Genomic DNA, 20,284 nt, shown 5'->3' on the forward strand with positions numbered 1-20,284 from the left:
TCAATTAACATGACCATCCAGAGAAGCAGCTTTTAGCTGCTTCTTGGCTGCACTGTCTCTTAATATACCCCAACCTCCTCAAAGTTACTCCTATCCTTGCTCAGCCTCAATCCTGCCTATAGATAGATAGATAGATAGATAGATAGGGCTTATCCGCGCGCCAACAACATGCCTGTTTTCATTTCACCCAAAAACAAAAAGGCACCCCGAAGGGTGCCTTTTTTTGCTTATCTAAACTCAACGATTAATCGTCGCTTAGACCGGCATTTAGTAGTGCAGCAAGATCTTGAGATGCTTGTTCTGCATCAACCTGCGGTGCTACTGGCTCTAGCTCAGCGTTACGCTGGTTTTGACGACGCTGGTGGTAAGAGAAGCCCGTACCCGCTGGGATCAAACGACCAACGATGACGTTTTCTTTCAGACCACGTAACTCATCACGCTTACCAGAAACCGCAGCTTCTGTTAGTACGCGAGTTGTTTCCTGGAAAGAAGCCGCCGAGATGAACGATTCTGTCGCTAGCGACGCCTTTGTGATACCTAACAGGTCACGGCTAAATGTCGCAGCTGCTTTACCTTCAGCTTCTAGCTTACGGTTAGCAACATTCACACGAGAGAATTCTACCTGCTCACCTTCTAGGAAATCAGAGTCACCAGCAGAGGCGATCGTTACCTTACGAAGCATCTGACGAATGATAGTCTCAATGTGCTTATCATTAATCTTAACGCCCTGTAGACGGTAAACTTCCTGAACTTCGTTAACGATGTACTCAGCAACAGCGTGAACACCACGTAGACGCAAGATATCATGTGGAGCTTCTGGACCATCCGCGATCACATCACCACATTCAACCTTCTCACCTTCGAATACGTTAAGCTGACGCCACTTATGGATCATCTCTTCGTATGGCTGGCCATCACTTGGCGTGATGATCAGACGACGCTTACCTTTTGTTTCTTTACCGAAAGAAACAGCACCTGTAATTTCCGCTAGGATTGCAGGCTCTTTTGGCTTACGTGCTTCGAATAGGTCAGCAACTCGTGGCAGACCACCGGTGATATCTTTCGTACCGCCAGATTCCTGAGGAATACGTGATAACGTGTCACCAATGCCTACTAGCGCGCTGTCTTCAAGCTGAACAATCGCTTTACCAGGTAAGAAGTACTGAGCTGGCATATCTGTGCCAGGGATCATTACATCATGACCATTGTCGTCAACCAGCTTAACCGTTGGACGCATATCTTTACCGGCACTGGTACGCTCTGCAGCGTCTAGTATTACGATAGAAGACAGGCCTGTTAGCTCATCAGTTTGACGAGTAACAGTCACACCGTCGATTAAGTCAACGAACTGAAGGCGACCGGCTACTTCAGTGATGATTGGCATTGTATGCGGGTCCCAGTTTGCAACAGTTTCTGCTGCTGTCACTGAATCACCATCACCTTTAGTTAGCATCGAACCGTAAGGCAGCTTGTAGCTCTCCTTAGTACGACCAAACTCATCAACAACGGTCATTAGTGACGCACGAGAAGTAATAACCAGCTTACCTTCGTTGTTCGTTACGAACTTGGCGTTGTGAAGTTTCATCGAACCAGTGTTCTTAACCTGGATGCTGTTTTCTGCTGCCGCACGAGATGCCGCACCACCGATGTGGAACGTACGCATCGTAAGCTGTGTACCCGGCTCACCGATAGACTGAGCGGCGACAACGCCGACTGCTTCACCGGTGTTAACCAGATGACCACGAGCCAGGTCACGACCGTAACAGAACTTACAGCAACCGAAGTCATTTTCACACGTTACAACCGAACGTACTTTAACTTGGTCAACTGAGTTCTCTTCCAGAATGTCACACCACTTCTCATCAAGAAGGGTGTTACGCGGCGCAAGAACTTCTTCTGAACCTGGCTTGATAACGTCTTCTGCAACAACACGACCAAGAACTCGGTCACCTAGTTGCTCTTTGACATCACCGCCCTCGATCAGAGGCATCATCGTAATACCAGCGTGCGTACCACAATCATCCGCAGTAATTACTACGTCTTGTGCTACGTCTACCAGACGACGAGTCAGGTAACCGGAGTTCGCTGTCTTAAGTGCGGTATCCGCAAGACCCTTACGAGCACCGTGAGTAGAGATGAAGTACTGTAGTACGTTCAAACCTTCTTTAAAGTTCGCAGTGATCGGTGTTTCGATGATTGAGCCATCCGGCTTAGCCATCAGACCACGCATACCAGCAAGCTGACGGATCTGCGCAGCAGAACCACGAGCTCCAGAATCGGCCATCATGTATACGCTGTTGAACGATTTCTGCTGTTCTTCTTCACCGTCACGGTTAATCACGGTTTCGACAGACAGGTTATCCATCATCGCTTTAGCAACCTGCTCATTGGCTGTTGCCCAGATATCGATAACTTTGTTGTAACGTTCGCCAGCAGTTACAAGACCAGATTGGAACTGTTCTTGAATTTCTGCAACTTCAGCTTCAGCTTCAGCGATCTTAGTGTATTTCTCAGCAGGAACGACCATATCGTCGATACCAACAGAAACACCAGACAATGCAGCGTAAGCAAAACCTGTGTACATAATTTGGTCAGCGAAGATAACGGTGTCTTTCATGCCCAATTTACGGTAACACGTGTTCAACAGGGTAGAGATTTGCTTCTTACCCAGCGCTTCAGTGTTCACAAGGCTGTACGGAAGACCTTTAGGAACGATCTGCCACAGGATTGCACGACCAACTGTGGTATCAAGAAGCTTAGTTTCAGATGACAAGTTACCTTGCTCATCATATAGGTGCTCTGTGATACGAACTTTCACGCGAGCGTGTAGTTCGGCATTCTTCGTAACGTATGCTTTCTCTGCCTCGGCAGGTCCAGCAAAGTACATGCCTTCACCCTTCGCGTTGATTTTCTCACGCGTCATGTAGTAAAGACCCAATACAACATCCTGAGAAGGTACGATGATCGGATCACCTGACGCCGGCGATAGGATGTTGTTGGTAGACATCATCAGTGCACGAGCTTCAAGCTGCGCTTCCAGAGTTAGAGGTACGTGTACCGCCATCTGGTCACCATCGAAGTCGGCGTTATAGGCCGCACACACTAGTGGGTGAAGCTGAATCGCTTTACCTTCGATTAGTACTGGTTCAAATGCCTGAATACCTAGACGGTGCAATGTTGGTGCACGGTTAAGCATTACCGGGTGTTCACGAATTACTTCGTCCAGGATATCCCAAACAACCGCTTCTTCGCGCTCAACCATCTTCTTAGCAGCTTTGATCGTAGTCGCAAGACCACGGGTCTCTAGCTTGCCGTAGATGAATGGCTTAAATAGCTCTAGTGCCATCTTCTTAGGAAGACCACACTGATGCAGACGCAGGTATGGACCTACGGTGATAACAGAACGACCTGAGTAGTCAACACGCTTACCAAGAAGGTTCTGACGGAAACGACCCTGCTTACCTTTGATCATGTCAGCCAAAGATTTCAGAGGACGCTTGTTAGAGCCAGTGATAGCGCGGCCACGACGACCGTTATCTAGCAATGCATCAACAGATTCCTGAAGCATACGTTTTTCGTTACGTACGATAATATCAGGAGCAGCCAGGTCTAGTAGACGCTTAAGACGGTTGTTACGGTTGATTACGCGACGGTACAGATCATTCAGATCTGACGTTGCGAAACGACCACCATCCAGCGGTACCAACGGACGAAGATCCGGCGGTAGAACTGGCAGAACAGACAGGATCATCCACTCTGGGTTGTTACCTGACTGTAAGAATGCTTCAACAAGCTTTAAACGCTTGGTTAATTTTTTGCGCTTGGTTTCAGAATTAGTTTCTTCTAACTCTTCACGCATGTTTTCGATTTCTGCATTCAGGTCCATATTACCTAGTAATGCTTTAATCGCTTCTGCGCCCATTTTAGCGTCGAATTCGTCGCCCCATTCTTCAAGTGCATCCAGGTACTGCTCTTCTGACAGTAGCTGACTACGCTCAAGATTGGTCATTCCTGGTTCGATGACAATGTACGATTCGAAGTAAAGTACACGCTCGATGTCACGCAGCGGGATGTCCATTAACAAACCGATACGAGATGGCAGTGACTTAAGGAACCAGATGTGGGCTACAGGTGAAGCAAGCTCAATGTGACCCATACGCTCACGGCGTACTTTGGTCTGAGTAACTTCAACACCACATTTTTCACAAATCACACCACGGTGCTTGAGGCGTTTATATTTGCCACAAAGACACTCATAGTCTTTTACTGGGCCAAAGATACGTGCACAGAAAAGGCCGTCACGCTCAGGCTTGAAGGTACGGTAGTTGATGGTTTCTGGCTTTTTAACTTCACCAAAAGACCATGAACGGATCATGTCAGGTGAAGCAAGACCGATTTTGATTGCATCAAATTCTTCGGTCTTATGTTGTGCTTTCAGAAACTTGAGTAAGTCTTTCACATTCGGCTCCTGTGAGGAGTTGACCCATAAAGGCGCCAGTCTTCTGGCGCCTTCATATTTATACCGGAGTAACTAATAAGGTTGGTAAACCAACTCTTATTCGTCTTCCAGCTCGATGTTGATACCCAACGAGCGGATTTCTTTCAACAGTACGTTGAATGATTCCGGCATACCAGGTTCCATACGATGATCACCGTCGACGATGTTTTTATACATCTTCGTACGGCCGTTAACGTCATCTGACTTAACGGTTAGCATTTCTTGAAGTGTATATGCTGCGCCGTATGCTTCAAGCGCCCATACTTCCATCTCACCGAAACGCTGACCACCGAACTGAGCTTTACCACCCAGCGGCTGCTGAGTAACAAGGCTGTAAGAACCGGTAGAACGGGCGTGCATCTTGTCATCAACCAAGTGGTTCAGTTTCAGCATGTACATGTAACCAACAGTTACAGGACGCTCAAACATATCACCGGTGCGACCGTCAAACAGTCTCAGCTGACCAGACTCAGGCAAGTCACCTAGCTTCAGCAGTTCTTTGATAGATGACTCAGGAGCACCATCAAATACTGGCGTTGCGATTGGCAGACCTTTACGCAGGTTCTTAATCAGTGTATGGACTTCATCATCTGACAGAGCGGCAATGTCGACGTTCTGGCGAGTATCACCCAGATCGTAAACTTTCTGTAGGAAGTTACGGAACTTATGTAACTCCTGCTGCTGCTTCAGCATCTCGTTGATCTTGTCACCGATACCTTTCGCTGCAAGACCCATATGAGTCTCCAGGATCTGACCGATGTTCATACGAGATGGTACACCCAGTGGGTTCAGAACGATGTCGACAGTCTCACCTTTTTCATCGTACGGCATATCTTCAACAGGGTTGATCTTAGAGATTACACCCTTGTTACCGTGACGACCCGCCATCTTATCACCAGGCTGGATACGACGTTTAACAGCTAGGTATACCTTAACAATTTTAAGGACACCCGGTGCTAGGTCATCACCCTGTGTGATCTTACGACGCTTAGTTTCAAACTTCTTATCGAACTCAGCTTTCAATTCGTCGTACTGCTCTGCCAACTGCTCTAGTTGGTTTTGCTGTGCTTCGTCATCCAGTGTTTGTGCAAACAGTGTTTCGCGGTTCATTGAAGAAAGCTTATCTTCGCCGTAACCCGCAGAAAGCAGAAGCGTACGAACACGAGCAAGAAGACCACCCTCAAGGATCTGGAATTCTTCTGTGATATCTTTCTTCGCTTCTTTCAGCTGCATTTCTTCGATTTCAAGCGCACGCTTGTCTTTTTCTACGCCATCGCGAGTAAAGACTTGAACGTCGATGATGGTACCAGACACGGAGTTTGGTACACGTAGAGAAGAGTCTTTAACGTCAGACGCTTTCTCACCAAAGATTGCACGCAGTAGCTTTTCTTCCGGTGTAAGTTGTGTTTCACCCTTAGGTGTCACTTTACCGACCAGAATATCGCCACCTTTCACTTCAGCACCGATGTAAACAACACCAGATTCATCCAGCTTAGAAAGCGCCGCTTCACCCACGTTAGGGATATCAGCAGTGATTTCTTCAGAGCCTAGTTTCGTGTCACGCGCCACACAAGAAAGCTCTTGAATGTGGATTGTTGTCAGGCGATCTTCCTGTACAACACGCTCAGAAACTAAGATGGAATCCTCAAAGTTATAACCGTTCCAAGGCATGAACGCGATACGCATGTTCTGGCCAAGTGCTAGTTCACCCAGATCGGTCGAAGGACCATCTGCAAGTACGTCACCACGAGCCACTGGCTCGCCCGGCATCACAGTTGGACGCTGGTTGATACAAGTGTTCTGGTTAGAACGGGTGTACTTAGTAAGGTTATAAATATCGATACCAGCTTCGCCTGGTACTAGCTCGTTTTCGTTCACTTTAACAACGATACGAGAAGCATCGACAGACTGAACCTGACCGCCACGCTTAGCTACGGCGGTTACACCGGAGTCAACCGCTACAGAGCGCTCAATACCTGTACCAACCAACGGCTTATCAGCACGTAATGTTGGAACAGCCTGACGCTGCATGTTCGCACCCATAAGTGCACGGTTAGCATCATCGTGCTCTAGGAATGGGATCAGGGATGCCGCCACAGATACAACTTGGTTGGTTGCAACGTCCATGTACTGAACATGGTCGCGTGGGTGCAAGCCAGAATCACCTTTCTGACGGGCAGTAACAAGTTCATCACTGAAGCTACCATCTTCTTCCAGCGCAGCATTCGCCTGAGCGATAACATACTGGCCTTCTTCAATAGCAGACAGGTAATCGATTTGATCGGTAACGCTACCATCAACCACTTTACGGTATGGAGTTTCCAGGAAACCGTAAGAGTTAGTACGCGCATATACAGACAGCGAGTTGATTAGACCGATGTTTGGACCTTCCGGCGTTTCGATAGGACATAGACGACCGTAGTGCGTCGCGTGTACATCTCGAACTTCAAAGCCAGCACGTTCACGAGTCAGACCACCTGGACCAAGCGCCGAGATACGACGTTTGTGAGTAACTTCTGACAGCGGGTTGTTTTGGTCCATAAACTGAGACAGCTGAGAAGAACCGAAGAACTCCTTAACTGCAGCAGAAATTGGCTTAGCATTAATCAGATCTTGCGGCATGATTGCATCAAGATCGCCTAGGCTCAGACGTTCTTTAACAGCACGCTCAACACGAACTAGACCAACACGGAACTGGTTTTCAGCCATTTCACCAACTGAACGAATACGACGGTTACCCAGGTGGTCGATATCATCAACTTCACCACGACCGTTACGAATTTCGATCAGTTTACGCATCACTTCAATGATGTCTTGGTTATCAAGCGTACCAGAACCTGTGATCTCATCACGAAGAAGAGAACTGTTGAACTTCATACGACCAACAGCTGACAAGTCATAGCGATCTTCAGAGAAGAACAGACTATTAAACAGTTGTTCAGCAGCTTCGCGTGTAGGTGGCTCACCAGGACGCATCATGCGGTAGATTTCAACTAGCGCACTCAGACGGTCAGTGGTGTTGTCGACACGCAAGGTATCAGACATGTACGGACCGTAGTCTAGGTCGTTCGTAAACAGAACTACGATAGACTTATGACCAGCCTGCGACAGTAGCGCTAGAGATTCCAGGCTTAATTCCTGGTTAGCAGCTACAATTAGCTCGCCAGTTTCTTCGTTCACGTAATCACGTGATGCGATTTTACCGACGATATATTCAACAGGGACTTCAATGTGATCAACACCGTCTTTGCCTAACTGGCGAATATGACGAGCGGTGATACGACGACCTTGCTCTACGTAGGTTTTACCGTTCGCTTCAATATTGAAGCTTGCAGTTTCGCCACGTAGACGATCAGGCACCAGTTCCATAACCAGTGACTTACCCTGAACTTCGAAGTTAACTTTATCGAAGAACATATCAAGGATCTGCTCAGTGGTATAATCCAAAGCACGCAGAATGATTGAAGCTGGTAGCTTACGACGACGGTCGATACGTACGAATACGTTATCCTTAGGATCAAACTCGAAATCCAACCATGAACCACGGTATGGGATTACGCGTGCGTTATATAACACTTTACCTGAGGAGTGGGTTTTACCCTTATCGCTGTCGAAGAAGACACCCGGGCTACGGTGCAGCTGGGATACGATAACCCTCTCGGTACCGTTAATAACGAAAGTACCGTTATCTGTCATGAGCGGAATTTCGCCCATGTAAACTTCTTGTTCTTTAATGTCTTTTACAGTGCCAGCCGGCGCGTCTTTGTCATACATGACAAGACGTAGCTTCACACGTAGTGGTGCAGAGTAAGTTACGCCACGAATTTGACATTCTTTGACATCGAAGACCGGCTCACCGAGACGATAGGTAACGTATTGCAGCTCGGAATTGCCGTTATAGCTCTGAATTGGAAAAACAGAACGAAAGGCAGCTTCTAGACCGTGATGCCCTTCTGGATCCTGCTCGATGAACTTCTGAAAAGAATCAAGCTGGATCGACAGCATGTATGGTGCATCCAAAACGCGTGGACGCTTACCAAAATCCTTACGGATACGCTTTTTCTCGGTATAAGAGTAAACCATAGGTTCCTCAGATCGCTAATAAGTGATCCAAACTGTCCAACCAGGGGACAGTGACTAATAACACTGTTTATTGTAGGAACAGCTCTGAAGAATCAGAACTGTTTTTTGCATGAATAATGGTTACAAAACAATGTGAAAAACACCATTACCCTACAGCGCAAAAAGGCCGGTGGCATTCAGCCACCAGCCATTAGCCTTTACAGGCTAAGAAATTAAGTAATTATTACTTAATTTCAACAGTAGCACCAACTTCTTCTAGCTGAGCTTTAAGAGCTTCAGCTTCAGCTTTCTCAATGCCTTCTTTTAAAGGTGCTGGAGCGCCGTCAACGACTGCTTTAGCTTCTTTAAGACCTAGGCCAGTTGCTGCACGTACAGCTTTGATAACCTGTACTTTCTGTGAACCAATAGCTGTTAGGATTACGTCAAATTCAGTTTGCTCTTCAACTACTTCTGCTGCGCCGCCTGCTACTACTGCAGCTGCAGCAGAAACACCGAATTTTTCTTCCATAGCTTCGATAAGCTCAACAACTTGCATTACAGACATATCTGCAACTGCGTCTAGGATTTGCTCGTTAGTGATAGACATAACAATTCTCTTTGAAATCAACAATTAATTTAATATAGCGTTCAGATAAAACAATGGCTATTAAGCCGCTGCTTCTTCTTTCTGATCGCGTACAGCTGCGATAGTACGTACCAGCTTGCCAGCTGAAGCTTCTTTCATGCACATCATCAGGCGTGCAATAGCTTCGTCGTAAGTTGGTAGTGTCGCAAGAATTTCTGCGTCAACAACAGCGCCTTCGAATGCGGCTGCTTTGAACTCGAAATCTTTATTCTCTTTAGCGAAGTCTTTAAAAAGACGCGCTGCAGCACCTGGGTGCTCATTAGAGAAACCGATTAGTGAAGGACCAACAAAAACGTCTTTTAGACATTCAAAATCAGTACCTTCAACTGCGCGGCGTGCAAGTGTGTTACGAACAACTTTCAGGTAAACGCCGTTTTCACGAGCTTGTTTACGTAGAGACGTCATCGCACCAACTGCAACACCACGAGAGTCAGCAACAACTGCAGACAGGGCACCATTGGCAGCTTCGTTGACTTCAGCAACAATTGCTTTTTTGTCTTGAAGATTTAATGCCATTGGATATAGCTCCTGGATTTTTTGCTGGGTTACCCCAGTCATTACACCACTCACTGTCAGCATGACAGGAGAGTCTTACGGCGCAGATCCAAGAAAGACTTACATCAATCATGTTCTGGCACCGTCTACGTAGGTGATATTAAGTTCCGAAGAACGCCTACGGTCTTTGACGAAGGCTAATTTACAAGCAATTAGCCTCAGCCATGAATTTGTGAACGCCAAATTATACACTAACCTGACATTTCTGCAAATTATTGTGCGGTAGTTTCCAGAGTATTCTGGTCTAACAACACACCTGCACCCATAGTGGTAGAGATGCTTACTTTCTTGATGAAAGTACCTTTAGCAGAAGAAGGCTTAGCTTTCTTCAGAGCAACTAGAAGTGCTTCTAGGTTCTCTTTAAGGTTTGCAGCGTCAAAATCTACTTTACCGATGGTAGTGTGGATGATGCCATTTTTGTCGTTACGGTAACGAACCTGACCCGCTTTAGCATTTTTAACTGCTTGAGCAACGTTAGGAGTCACTGTACCAACTTTAGGGTTTGGCATAAGACCACGTGGACCAAGGATAGTACCTAATTGACCAACAACGCGCATTGCATCTGGAGATGCGATAACAACGTCAAAGTCCATTACGCCTTTCTTAACTTGGTCAGCAAGATCGTCCATACCGATTAGATCTGCGCCAGCTTCTTTAGCTGCTTCTGCGTTTGCACCTTGAGTGAACACAGCAACGCGGATGTCACGACCAGTACCGTGTGGCAGTACAGTTGCACCACGTACGTTTTGGTCTGATTTACGAGCATCGATACCAAGGTTAACAGCAACGTCAACACTTTCTACGAATTTAGCAGTAGCCAGTTCTTTAAGAAGAGCAACCGCTTCGTTGATTTCGTACTCTTTAGTAGTCTCAACTTTGTCACGGATTACGCGCATGCGTTTAGTCAGTTTTGCCATTGTCTTAACCCTCTACCACTAGGCCCATTGAACGAGCAGTACCTGCAATCGAACGCTTCATAGCTTCGATGTCAGCACCAGTCATATCAGCTGCTTTTGTTTCAGCAATTTCCTGAACCTGAGCGTCAGTAACAGTACCAACCTTCTCAGTGTTAGGACGGCCAGAACCAGACTTAACGCCTGCTGCTTTCTTAAGAAGAACTGCAGCTGGTGGAGTCTTAGTGATGAACGTGAAAGAACGGTCGCTGTATACTGTGATAACAACAGGAGTCGGAAGACCTTTCTCAACTGAGTCAGTCTTAGCGTTAAACGCTTTACAGAATTCCATGATGTTAACACCGTGCTGACCTAGAGCAGGACCAACCGGTGGACTTGGGTTTGCTGCACCAGCTGCAACCTGCAGCTTGATGTACGCTTCTACTTTTTTAGCCATTGCTATATACCTAAATTTGGGTTCAAACGTCTATTTTCGAGAAATAGACTCCCCGTCTAACGAAAGGGCGCGAAATTATAGTTCAATCCCCCACCCCTGACAATACAAACTGATTACAAATCGATCAGTTCTTTTCGACTTGGCCGAACTCTAGCTCAACCGGAGTTGCACGGCCAAAGATCGACACAGAAACCTTCACGCGGCTCTTGGCATAATCCACTTGTTCAACAACACCGTTGAAGTCAGCAAATGGACCATCAGTAACGCGAACCACTTCACCTGGTTCGAATACTGTTTTATGGACTGGTGATTCACTCGCCTGCTGCAGACGATTAAGAATCGCATCCGCCTCTTTATCAGAGATAGGAGCAGGACGGTCAGATGTACCGCCAATGAACCCCATTACACGAGGAATACTACGTACCAGATGCCATGTCTTGTCGTTCATCACCATCTGTACAAGCACATAACCAGGGAAGAACTTACGCTCACTCTTCCGACGCTGGCCAGCACGCATTTCAACCACTTCCTCGGTCGGTACAAGTACCTCATCAAAGTACTCTTCCATGCTATGCATTTTGATATGCTCACGTAGTGACTGCGCTACACGACCTTCAAAGCCGGAGAAAGCCTGGACTACATACCATCGTTTTTTTGGAGCTTCGCTCATGAACTCTTACCTCACACACCGGTAACTAGGCGGACTAAACGGACCATAATGCCGTCAATCCCCCACAAGGCTAACGCCATAATGACAGTGACGGCTAAAACGATAAAGGTTGTCTGCGTAGCTTCCTGACGAGTAGGCCATACCACTTTGCGGACTTCCATGCGCGATTCACGTGCAAACGTAATCGCGGTTTTACCTTTTGCTGTAAGTGCGGCAATACCACCAGCAGCAGCAACAAGCACTACTACCGCGGTTGCGCGCAACACTACAGAAACATCACTGTACAGGTAATTACCAACCACAGCGGCAGCAAGCAAAGCAAATATAGCGACCCACTTAAGGCCATCCATACTGCTTGGGCTGCTTTGGTTTTCGGCATTCGCTTTCATACAACCAACCTGTAACTAGTCTCAATATAGACGAAAACGACCCCGCTAGTGCGAGGTCCTAAATGAAGGAAAGGACTAAACCTTTAATGACATTATAAAAAACTTCATCTTAACGAACTTTTATTCTACGTCTTTGACTAAAAATCACACGAATCAAAAATCAGACGCAGAAAAAGGGCATCAAATGATGCCCTTTTGGTACCTTGTCGTCAAATCTTATTCGAAGATCTTAGCAACAACACCAGCACCAACTGTACGACCGCCTTCACGGATCGCAAAACGCAGACCTTCATCCATCGCGATTGGGCAGATTAGAGTCACTTTCATCTGAACGTTATCACCAGGCATTACCATTTCAATGCCTTCTGGCAGCTCGATAGTACCAGTTACGTCAGTTGTACGGAAGTAGAACTGTGGACGGTAGCCTTTGAAGAATGGAGTGTGACGGCCACCTTCATCTTTAGACAGAACATAAATTTCTGACTCAAAAGTGGTGTGCGGAGTAATTGAACCAGGCTTAGCCAGTACTTGACCACGCTCAACTTCGTCACGCTTAGTACCACGCAGAAGAACACCAACGTTCTCACCAGCACGGCCTTCGTCAAGAAGCTTACGGAACATCTCAACACCAGTACATGTAGTAGTGATAGTGTCTTTGATACCGATGATTGCAACTTCTTCACCAACACGAATAACGCCTTGCTCAACACGACCAGTTACAACAGTACCACGGCCCTGGATTGAGAAAACATCTTCGATAGGTAGGATGAACGGCTTATCGATTGCRCGCTCTGGCTCTGGGATATAAGTATCTAGAGCTTCAGCTAGTTCAAYAATCTTGTCTTCCCACTGCTTCTCGCCGTTTAGMGCGCCTAGAGCAGAACCCATGATTACTGGGCAGTCATCACCTGGGAAGTCGTATTCAGAAAGAAGTTCACGAACTTCCATTTCTACTAGTTCTAGTAGCTCTTCATCATCAACCATGTCACATTTGTTCATGAATACGATGATGTAAGGAATACCAACCTGGCGACCAAGAAGGATGTGCTCACGAGTCTGTGGCATAGGGCCATCAGTTGCAGCAACAACYAGGATACCACCATCCATTTGTGCAGCACCTGTGATCATGTTTTTAACATAATCGGCGTGTCCTGGGCAGTCAACGTGTGCGTAGTGGCGAGCTGGAGTATCGTACTCTACGTGAGAAGTAGAGATTGTGATACCACGCTCGCGCTCTTCAGGAGCGTTATCGATTGATGCGAAATCTTTAGCTTCACCACCGTATACCTTTGACAAAACTGTACAGATAGCAGCAGTTAGAGTCGTTTTACCATGGTCAACGTGGCCGATAGTACCAACGTTAACGTGTGGCTTAAGACGTTCAAATTTTTCTTTAGACATAGATAGTCCCTCTAGACACGGCATTAGGTGGCATTACGACCACACAACCAAACATGGGTTTGTAGAGTATATATCAAATGGTTTGAGAGCGACTTGGAGAAGAGAATGGTGCTGATAGGCGGATTCGAACCGCCGACCTCACCCTTACCAAGGGTGCGCTCTACCAACTGAGCTATATCAGCACACAAGAAGTGTGGAGCGGGCAGCGGGAATCGAACCCGCATCATCAGCTTGGAAGGCTGAGGTAATAGCCATTATACGATGCCCGCAAACTCGTAACTCGTAGAGCTATCAAACTACTTGAAAATGGTGGAGGGGGAAGGATTCGAACCTTCGAAGGCGGAGCCGTCAGATTTACAGTCTGATCCCTTTGGCCACTCGGGAACCCCTCCAGGGGTATTGCTAAAACTGGTGCCGACTACCGGAATCGAACTGGTGACCTACTGATTACAAGTCAGTTGCTCTACCTACTGAGCTAAGTCGGCGTAATTGCTGCGCATTCTAGTTAAACATTTATAGGCTTGCAATACCTTTAAGAGTTTTTTTTATTTTTTTTCTTAACCGTCTCAAATTTAATCATCATCGGCATTTTGCGTACAGGGCCAATCCTTCCAAGACCAACTCCGAACGATGCAAATAGCGTTTTGACCAAAGTGTCGGTAGATGGCGCATTCCTCCGCCACATAAGATCACCTCAGGGCTTGTCCCGAGTTTCTCTTTTGCCTGCTTGAGGCCATATTCGATTAACCCGACCAGTGCTGCCCGACAGCCATTTTTCAGACCATCAGCCGTATTATCTGAGAACGTTATATGTTCCCCATGTTCTCGATCAGAGAAAACTTTACGGGTATTTTCCAGAACCGATTGCATCATCAACTGATAACCGGGTGCAATCCAGCCCCCCAAGTGCTTGCCGTCTTCAGCCAGCACATCAAACGTCAATGCGGTACCAATATCGACGATGACTGTTGGTTTTTTAAATTCTTGTCTGACCGCGACAAGGGTTAGCCAGCGATCTACACCAAGGTATTGATATTCAGAATAGGCATTCTTAACACCAAAGTCTTTACGTAACGTCTTCACCTGCATGACAGGGATATTAGCCATCTGAGCTATGCGTTGAATGGAATTATCAACCTCAACAGGCCCGACACTGGCAAACACTATTCTATGAATTCCTTTCTCTAATAGCGGCTCAAGCACCATTTCTAATTTACGGCTAGGGTAACGACCTAACAGTTCAAAATTTCCAGATTCAAATAATTGGGCAACTTTGACATAGGTGTTACCCGCTTCAATTAATAATTGCATCAACAACCTCTAAGGCTGATTTCACCACCGATATACGGCTCAATACCCGCATCGGTTTCAAGTAATAAGGCACCCTGTTTATCAATGCCGCGGGCAATTCCTTCCACCACACGTTCACCTATCAATAATTTAACAGGGCGGTTCAAAAAATTATCTAATTTATTCCAACGATCAATAAAGCCATTGAGACCGACTTGCTCATAAGCCGTTAGCGTTTCATACAGTCGCTCAATCAATGCTGCGGCTAATTGGTTTCGCTCAGGTAGGTCATCACAAGCCTCTACCAGATTGGTCCAAGCCTGATCAATCTCTGTTCCTACCTGATCAGTCATTGCAACATTGAGCCCCATGCCTATAACCAGGTGAGCTGCTTCTCCCGCCTGCCCTGTCATCTCTATCAGAATACCGGCCAACTTCTTATTTTGATAATACAAATCATTAGGCCATTTGACTTTAATCTCGTCAGCACCCAATGACTGTAAAGCTTCTGCAATGGCGATCCCAACAACAAGGCTCAACCCCATCGCAGCTGCCATCCCGGCATCAAGTCGCCAATACATAGAGAGATACAAGTTACTACCAAAAGGAGACAGCCATTGCCGTCCCCGACGTCCTCGACCAGCCTGCTGATATTCAGCCAAACAAACTGCACCTTGAGGTAACTGGCCGACCCGGTCGAGTAAAAACTGATTGGTCGAATCGATAACTGGTATGAGATCTAAGTTCGGGCACTTTACCTGAGCTAAAATTTTATCGCAATCAAGCAGTTCCAATTTTGATGCAAGGCTATAGCCTTTCCCCTGCACTCGGTAGACATCTAGACCCCACCCCTGTAATTGCCTGATATGCTTACTGATTGCGGCTCTGGAAATTCCAAGAGACTCACCCAAAGCCTCTCCTGAATGAAATTTACCATCAGACATCATGGCCACTAATGCCAAACGCGTAGAGTGCTCTTTCATGACATAACCTCTGCCAACTTGGTTTCTTTCTCTGCATCCATAAAACGGACTTCATGTTCGAGACTGACAGCAAACTTCTCTTCAACCGCAAAGACAACATCACGTGCGAGAACAAGTACATCTCTGGCGGTTGCCTGATCGTGGTTAACCAAAACCAGAGCTTGTTGCTCATGCACTTTCGCCCCTCCCACCTGATAACCTTTGAGGCCACATTGATCTATCAACCAGCCAGCGGCTAACTTGAAGGAGCCATCCGCCATTTCATAACTTGGCATGGTCGGATAGACCGCCATTAGCTGCTCTCGCTTGGTCTTGTCAACGACAGGGTTTTTGAAAAAACTACCTGCATTGCCTAATACCGTGGGATCCGGCAGCTTCTGCTGACGGATACGACATACTTCATCAAATATTTCTTTGGCCGTTACGGTCTCAGTGGCAAACTGCGCCAGAGGGCCGTAACTGACATTAGGACGCCATGCTTTAGGCAGTTTCAATCCCACAGCAACTATCGCGTGGGTATTTTTCAGTGCATGCTTGAAAATAGAATCTCTATAGCCGAACTGACAATCTGAAGCCACTATTCGGGAAGGTTTGCCCGTGTTCAGCTCAACCACATCGACATATTGGCAGACGTCCTTCAGTTCAACACCATACGCACCAATATTCTGGATTGGTGATGAGCCCACGCAACCTGGGATCAACGCAAGATTTTCCAAACCCGGCATCTTATTTTCCACGGACGAATGAACCAGATGATGCCAGTCTTCTCCGGCTCCGACATGCAGAAGAAACTCGTCGGCCGTTTCTGTTACATCGATACCAGCAATACGATTTAATACAATCACGCCAGCATAGTTTTCACAGAACAACAAGTTGCTGCCCCGTCCGACAATCAACTTAGGCAAAGCCCGATACTGCTCATCCTGCCAAATTGCCACCAGATCCTGAGCGGACTCAGCAACAATAATGTGATCCGCTGTAACCTCGATACCGAAGGTGTGAAAAGGTGCCAGTGACCTTTCTTGCAAAACTTTCATGCTAATATCGAACCATACCTTTTATACTATTGGCTGCATTTTAACTGATTCATCCTAACTACGCAGTGTTTTCCCATGAACAAGATTAAATTCCACCCTTTAGAACCTCTACGTTTTCCACTGATTAATCGCTTCTATAAGTCCCATTATCCAGCTGGAAAAGCTAAAAAAGATGAAATTATCTGGATAGGAGAAAATACCAGTGGGATAATCTGTTGTGTCAGATTCAAGCAATTTGAATATTACCAATTGCTCACCGGTATGTTGGTCCAGCCAGAACTTCGAAGTTGCGGTATCGCCAAACAACTGATTACAGCGGCCAATGAACAGTTAATCTGCACGCCATGCTTCTGTTTTGCCTTTAGTCACCTGGAAAAATTATATCAGGATTCAGGTTTTACAGTGATAGCTGACAATCAGTTACCAGAGCCTTTGGCTAGCAGAATCCAGCGCTATCGTCTGAGTGGTAAAGAGCTGATTGCAATGCGATATCAACACTAATTTACAGTTTTCAGCCCATCCGTGACACAAGCCAGTATTGGTATACATGGAATCAACTAATTTTCTGGTATAATTGCTCTCTTAATTAACAGATTTATCTTATATAGGTCGCATAAACGAGGCGATAATGGATTCAGCTATTGCTAACAGGCAACGCATTGAGCAATTGCCATGTATTGCACACAAGCCGGAAGATTTAGAGACACTTCTAGATGCAGGATCTTTCCGCGAACGTCTACACCAGGAAATAAGCCAAGCCAAACAACGTATTTATCTTGTTGCACTATATCTGCAAGACGATGAAGCGGGCCGGGGTATTCTGACTGCGCTTTATGAAGCGAAACAAGCAAATCCTGAGTTAGACATCAAAGTACTTGTTGATTGGCACCGTGCTCAACGTGGACTCATTGGTGCAGTAAAATCAGATGGTAATGCGGCACTATATCGTGAATTCGCAGAATCCTACCAACATCAGATTGATGTGTTGGGAGTACCGGTACGTAACCGAGAAGTGTTCGGCGTTCTTCACCTTAAAGGCTTTGTGATCGATGATAAAGTTATCTATAGCGGTGCTAGCCTGAACGACGTGTACCTTGCACAACATCAACGTTATCGTTATGACCGGTATCACGTCATACAGAACGTACACCTTGCTGATAGCATGGCTAAATTCATCGTTGAGACTCTGGCTAATAGCGATGCCGTCAATTGCTTAAGTCAGCCAATTCGTCCAGAAACCAAAGCATTAAAAGGTGCCATCAAAGATCTTCGCACTCAATTACAACGTGCGAGCTATTCTTTCTCTCCGGAATCTATCGCTAACGATGAGGTCGGCCTGACCCCCCTTATAGGTCTGGGCAAGCGAAAGAATAAGCTGAATCAACATATTTGCACGTTGATTGCGAGTGCCCAGAAAGAACTTACAATCTGCACCCCTTATTTTAATTTTCCTCGCCTTGTTAGTCGTGAAGTTAAACGAGCGATCCGACGTGGTGTAAAGGTAACAATTATTGTTGGCGATAAAACGGCGAATGACTTTTATATTCCTCCTAGCGAACCGTTTAAAACGATTGCTGGTCTGCCTTATTTATATGAAGTTAACCTTCGTAATTTCGCCAAGCAAAACGAAGCCGCTATTGCTCGTCGTCAGTTAGCTATTCACCTTTGGAAGCACAATGACAACAGTTTCCATTTAAAAGGGATCTGGGTAGATCGTAGCTATATGCTGATCACAGGCAATAACCTTAACCCACGAGCTTGGAAGCTAGACTTGGAAAATGCCATCTTGGTTCATGATAAGAGCCAGCTATTGGCAGAGCAGAAGCAGCAAGAACTCGACTGCATTTTGAGCCATACTCAACTTGTCGGTAGCTATAAGCTTATCGAAAAAGTCGACACTTACCCTGCTCAGGTTAGAAAGCTGATTAAGCGTATCCGCCGAATTAAAGCCGATCACATCCTTAATCAGATTCTTTAAGGATTCAAAGCCAGACTATCGCAACTATTGATGTTGATACACAGCGTGCACTCAGTCCACTATGCCCAGAGGAGCTCCCTGTACCAGAAGGGGATCAAATTGTTCCTGCTCTCGATGCACAGCGGCTCTACGGATACTGACCAAAGATGTGTATCCGGCTAACGCAGTCTGGGTTGTTGATAGTCACGGTGAGATAGTCTGCCACTTCCTCCATCCTAATGCAGATTTAGCCTGGCTCTCTCATACCGTCCCGGGCCCCCTGGTTTTGAAACGATTCCCAGGCCAGCCTGCTGTTACTGATTATAATCATGTAATCTGAAGAGGGATCTAGCCAAATCTTCCCCCATATGGTGCCTGCTACCATGATCAGGCAGAACAACTAAGCACAGGCTTAATTGAGTGGCTATTAAGCAAGCGAGGTTCGGACAACAAAACATGACAACACGTTTGTAGGCAAGAACGCGACTAGACCAAGAGCTGTCCAGCAATAGCAATTTGAGTATGTTTACCCTCTTGGGAGCTGTTTATCCTAGTAGTAGCGTAGGTGAAGCTCTCGTTGTTTTTGGACAAAAAAAGAAGTAATGAAGTTACACATACAGTAAATATCCCAGTTCATAGAAAAGAAAAGGAAAGACATACAGTTGTGATCATGGATGGTCCAGGCTGGCATACTGAGGATTATATCGATGGACTGGCCAATGCTAGTCTCGTCAAACTTCCTCTCTATTCATCAGTACTAAATCCAATTGAACAAGTGTGAAGTTTGCTACGATAGTAATGCCTATCCAATACTTCATTAGACAACTATGAAGACATTGTCGATAAAATTTGCACTGCATGGAATACGTTTACTGGCTGATCCAAAAAACTATCAACAATGTGCTACCGAGAATGGATAGACCTGATCAGTTAATTGTACAGATTGGTATTAGAATGACGTCATGCTTAGCACACAACGAAAAAAGGCCATCCGTTAGGATGGCCTTTTAAAATTTGGCGCCTGGCGATGACCTACTCTCACATGGGGAGACCCCACACTACCATCGGCGCTACTGCGTTTCACTTCTGAGTTCGGCATGGGATCAGGTGGGGCCACAGCGCTATGGTCGCCAGACAAATTCTGTTTATTCCCGGCCAAAGCCGAAAATAGCAATCTTGGAAATACTAACTAGCGTGCAAATCGTTCTCAAACACCATTCAAGTGCTTATGGAGTCCGTAAAAAACCCCTTGGGTGTTGTATGGTTAAGCCTCACGGGCAATTAGTACAGGTTAGCTCAATGCCTCGCAGCACTTACACACCCTGCCTATCTACGTCGTAGTCTTCAACAACCCTTTAGGATACTTATAGTATCAGGGATGACTCATCTCAGGGCTCGCTTCCCGCTTAGATGCTTTCAGCGGTTATCGATTCCGAACTTAGCTAC

General features: G+C 46.2%; 15 protein-coding genes, 4 tRNA genes and 2 rRNA genes. 3 read left to right on the plus strand and 18 right to left on the minus strand.

Annotated elements, in window-relative coordinates:
* Positions 1-244: 244 nt before the first annotated feature.
* The 16 genes from rpoC to murB form a co-directional block, all read right to left on the minus strand.
* The gene (rpoC, locus tag L4D76_RS06505; RefSeq protein WP_428440105.1) at positions 245-4,459 is read right to left on the minus strand and encodes a DNA-directed RNA polymerase subunit beta'; all 4,215 of its coding nucleotides are present in this window, start codon (positions 4,457-4,459) and stop codon (positions 245-247) included.
* A 96-nt stretch (positions 4,460-4,555) separates the two neighbouring features.
* On the minus strand, positions 4,556-8,581 hold the full coding sequence (gene rpoB, locus L4D76_RS06510; protein WP_428440106.1) for a DNA-directed RNA polymerase subunit beta: 4,026 nt from the start codon (positions 8,579-8,581) through the stop codon (positions 4,556-4,558).
* 223 nt (positions 8,582-8,804) lie between these two features.
* Entirely contained in the window at positions 8,805-9,167 is a 363-nt protein-coding gene (rplL, locus tag L4D76_RS06515) for a 50S ribosomal protein L7/L12 (protein ID WP_428440107.1), read from the minus strand.
* Positions 9,168-9,227: 60 nt separating this feature from the next.
* Positions 9,228-9,722 (minus strand): 50S ribosomal protein L10, encoded by a 495-nt coding sequence (gene rplJ / locus L4D76_RS06520; RefSeq protein ID WP_107284672.1) that lies wholly within the window; start codon positions 9,720-9,722, stop codon positions 9,228-9,230.
* Positions 9,723-9,973: 251 nt separating this feature from the next.
* Positions 9,974-10,678, minus strand: coding sequence for a 50S ribosomal protein L1 (gene rplA, locus L4D76_RS06525; protein WP_428440108.1), 705 nt, complete (start codon positions 10,676-10,678; stop codon positions 9,974-9,976).
* A 4-nt stretch (positions 10,679-10,682) separates the two neighbouring features.
* Positions 10,683-11,111 (minus strand): 50S ribosomal protein L11, encoded by a 429-nt coding sequence (rplK, locus tag L4D76_RS06530; RefSeq protein WP_428440109.1) that lies wholly within the window; start codon positions 11,109-11,111, stop codon positions 10,683-10,685.
* Between the two features lie 124 nt (positions 11,112-11,235).
* The gene (gene nusG, locus L4D76_RS06535; RefSeq protein ID WP_428440110.1) at positions 11,236-11,781 is read right to left on the minus strand and encodes a transcription termination/antitermination protein NusG; all 546 of its coding nucleotides are present in this window, start codon (positions 11,779-11,781) and stop codon (positions 11,236-11,238) included.
* Positions 11,782-11,792: 11 nt separating this feature from the next.
* A complete protein-coding gene (secE, locus tag L4D76_RS06540) occupies positions 11,793-12,170 on the minus strand; it encodes a preprotein translocase subunit SecE (protein ID WP_428440111.1) in 378 nt (125 codons plus the stop codon).
* Positions 12,171-12,386: 216 nt separating this feature from the next.
* The gene (gene tuf, locus L4D76_RS06545) at positions 12,387-13,571 is read right to left on the minus strand and encodes an elongation factor Tu (protein ID WP_428440112.1); all 1,185 of its coding nucleotides are present in this window, start codon (positions 13,569-13,571) and stop codon (positions 12,387-12,389) included.
* Positions 13,572-13,677: 106 nt separating this feature from the next.
* Positions 13,678-13,753 (minus strand) — tRNA-Thr (locus L4D76_RS06550).
* 12 nt (positions 13,754-13,765) lie between these two features.
* Positions 13,766-13,840, minus strand: a tRNA-Gly gene (locus tag L4D76_RS06555).
* 38 nt (positions 13,841-13,878) lie between these two features.
* A tRNA-Tyr gene (locus L4D76_RS06560) sits at positions 13,879-13,963 on the minus strand.
* 17 nt (positions 13,964-13,980) lie between these two features.
* Positions 13,981-14,056 (minus strand) — tRNA-Thr (locus L4D76_RS06565).
* A 94-nt stretch (positions 14,057-14,150) separates the two neighbouring features.
* The gene (locus L4D76_RS06570; RefSeq protein WP_428440113.1) at positions 14,151-14,882 is read right to left on the minus strand and encodes a type III pantothenate kinase; all 732 of its coding nucleotides are present in this window, start codon (positions 14,880-14,882) and stop codon (positions 14,151-14,153) included.
* Positions 14,882-15,844, minus strand: coding sequence for a bifunctional biotin--[acetyl-CoA-carboxylase] ligase/biotin operon repressor BirA (gene birA, locus L4D76_RS06575; protein ID WP_428440114.1), 963 nt, complete (start codon positions 15,842-15,844; stop codon positions 14,882-14,884). The genes L4D76_RS06570 and birA overlap by 1 nt, the downstream gene beginning before the upstream one ends.
* Positions 15,841-16,881, minus strand: coding sequence for a UDP-N-acetylmuramate dehydrogenase (gene murB / locus L4D76_RS06580; RefSeq protein WP_428440115.1), 1,041 nt, complete (start codon positions 16,879-16,881; stop codon positions 15,841-15,843). Before murB ends, birA begins: the two co-directional genes overlap by 4 nt.
* Before the next feature lie 75 nt (positions 16,882-16,956).
* Between murB and L4D76_RS06585 the strand changes: the two genes are divergently transcribed.
* The 3 genes from L4D76_RS06585 to L4D76_RS06595 all read left to right on the plus strand — a co-directional run bounded on the left by L4D76_RS06585 (position 16,957) and on the right by L4D76_RS06595 (position 19,619).
* Positions 16,957-17,382: a GNAT family N-acetyltransferase gene (locus L4D76_RS06585; RefSeq protein ID WP_428440116.1), complete on the plus strand. Its 426-nt coding sequence runs from the start codon at positions 16,957-16,959 to the stop codon at positions 17,380-17,382.
* A gap of 127 nt (positions 17,383-17,509) precedes the next feature.
* Positions 17,510-18,859, plus strand: a complete 1,350-nt coding sequence (pssA, locus tag L4D76_RS06590) for a CDP-diacylglycerol--serine O-phosphatidyltransferase (protein WP_428440117.1) — start codon at positions 17,510-17,512, stop codon at positions 18,857-18,859.
* A gap of 544 nt (positions 18,860-19,403) precedes the next feature.
* Positions 19,404-19,619 (plus strand): transposase, encoded by a 216-nt coding sequence (locus tag L4D76_RS06595; protein ID WP_428440118.1) that lies wholly within the window; start codon positions 19,404-19,406, stop codon positions 19,617-19,619.
* Positions 19,620-19,857: 238 nt separating this feature from the next.
* Here L4D76_RS06595 and rrf read toward each other — a convergent pair.
* Both rrf and L4D76_RS06605 read right to left on the minus strand, forming a co-directional pair.
* A 5S ribosomal RNA gene (rrf, locus tag L4D76_RS06600) occupies positions 19,858-19,973 on the minus strand.
* A gap of 125 nt (positions 19,974-20,098) precedes the next feature.
* Positions 20,099-20,284, minus strand: a 23S ribosomal RNA gene (locus tag L4D76_RS06605); the annotation flags it as partial.

This window comes from Photobacterium sagamiensis (assembly GCF_050337085.1).
Classification (GTDB): domain Bacteria; phylum Pseudomonadota; class Gammaproteobacteria; order Enterobacterales; family Vibrionaceae; genus Photobacterium; species Photobacterium sagamiensis.

What these genes read in the sequence shown, in the direction of transcription:
- rpoB (WP_428440106.1), bottom strand. Translation starts at nt 8,581, where the DNA reads ATGGTTTACTCTTATACCGAGAAAAAGCGTATCCGTAAGGATTTTGGT.
- rplL (WP_428440107.1), bottom strand. Translation starts at nt 9,167, where the DNA reads ATGTCTATCACTAACGAGCAAATCCTAGACGCAGTTGCAGATATGTCT.
- rplJ (WP_107284672.1), bottom strand. Translation starts at nt 9,722, where the DNA reads ATGGCATTAAATCTTCAAGACAAAAAAGCAATTGTTGCTGAAGTCAAC.
- rplA (WP_428440108.1), bottom strand. Translation starts at nt 10,678, where the DNA reads ATGGCAAAACTGACTAAACGCATGCGCGTAATCCGTGACAAAGTTGAG.
- rplK (WP_428440109.1), bottom strand. Translation starts at nt 11,111, where the DNA reads ATGGCTAAAAAAGTAGAAGCGTACATCAAGCTGCAGGTTGCAGCTGGT.
- nusG (WP_428440110.1), bottom strand. Translation starts at nt 11,781, where the DNA reads ATGAGCGAAGCTCCAAAAAAACGATGGTATGTAGTCCAGGCTTTCTCC.
- secE (WP_428440111.1), bottom strand. Translation starts at nt 12,170, where the DNA reads ATGAAAGCGAATGCCGAAAACCAAAGCAGCCCAAGCAGTATGGATGGC.
- L4D76_RS06570 (WP_428440113.1), bottom strand. Translation starts at nt 14,882, where the DNA reads ATGCAATTATTAATTGAAGCGGGTAACACCTATGTCAAAGTTGCCCAA.
- birA (WP_428440114.1), bottom strand. Translation starts at nt 15,844, where the DNA reads ATGAAAGAGCACTCTACGCGTTTGGCATTAGTGGCCATGATGTCTGAT.
- murB (WP_428440115.1), bottom strand. Translation starts at nt 16,881, where the DNA reads ATGAAAGTTTTGCAAGAAAGGTCACTGGCACCTTTTCACACCTTCGGT.
- L4D76_RS06585 (WP_428440116.1), top strand. Translation starts at nt 16,957, where the DNA reads ATGAACAAGATTAAATTCCACCCTTTAGAACCTCTACGTTTTCCACTG.
- pssA (WP_428440117.1), top strand. Translation starts at nt 17,510, where the DNA reads ATGGATTCAGCTATTGCTAACAGGCAACGCATTGAGCAATTGCCATGT.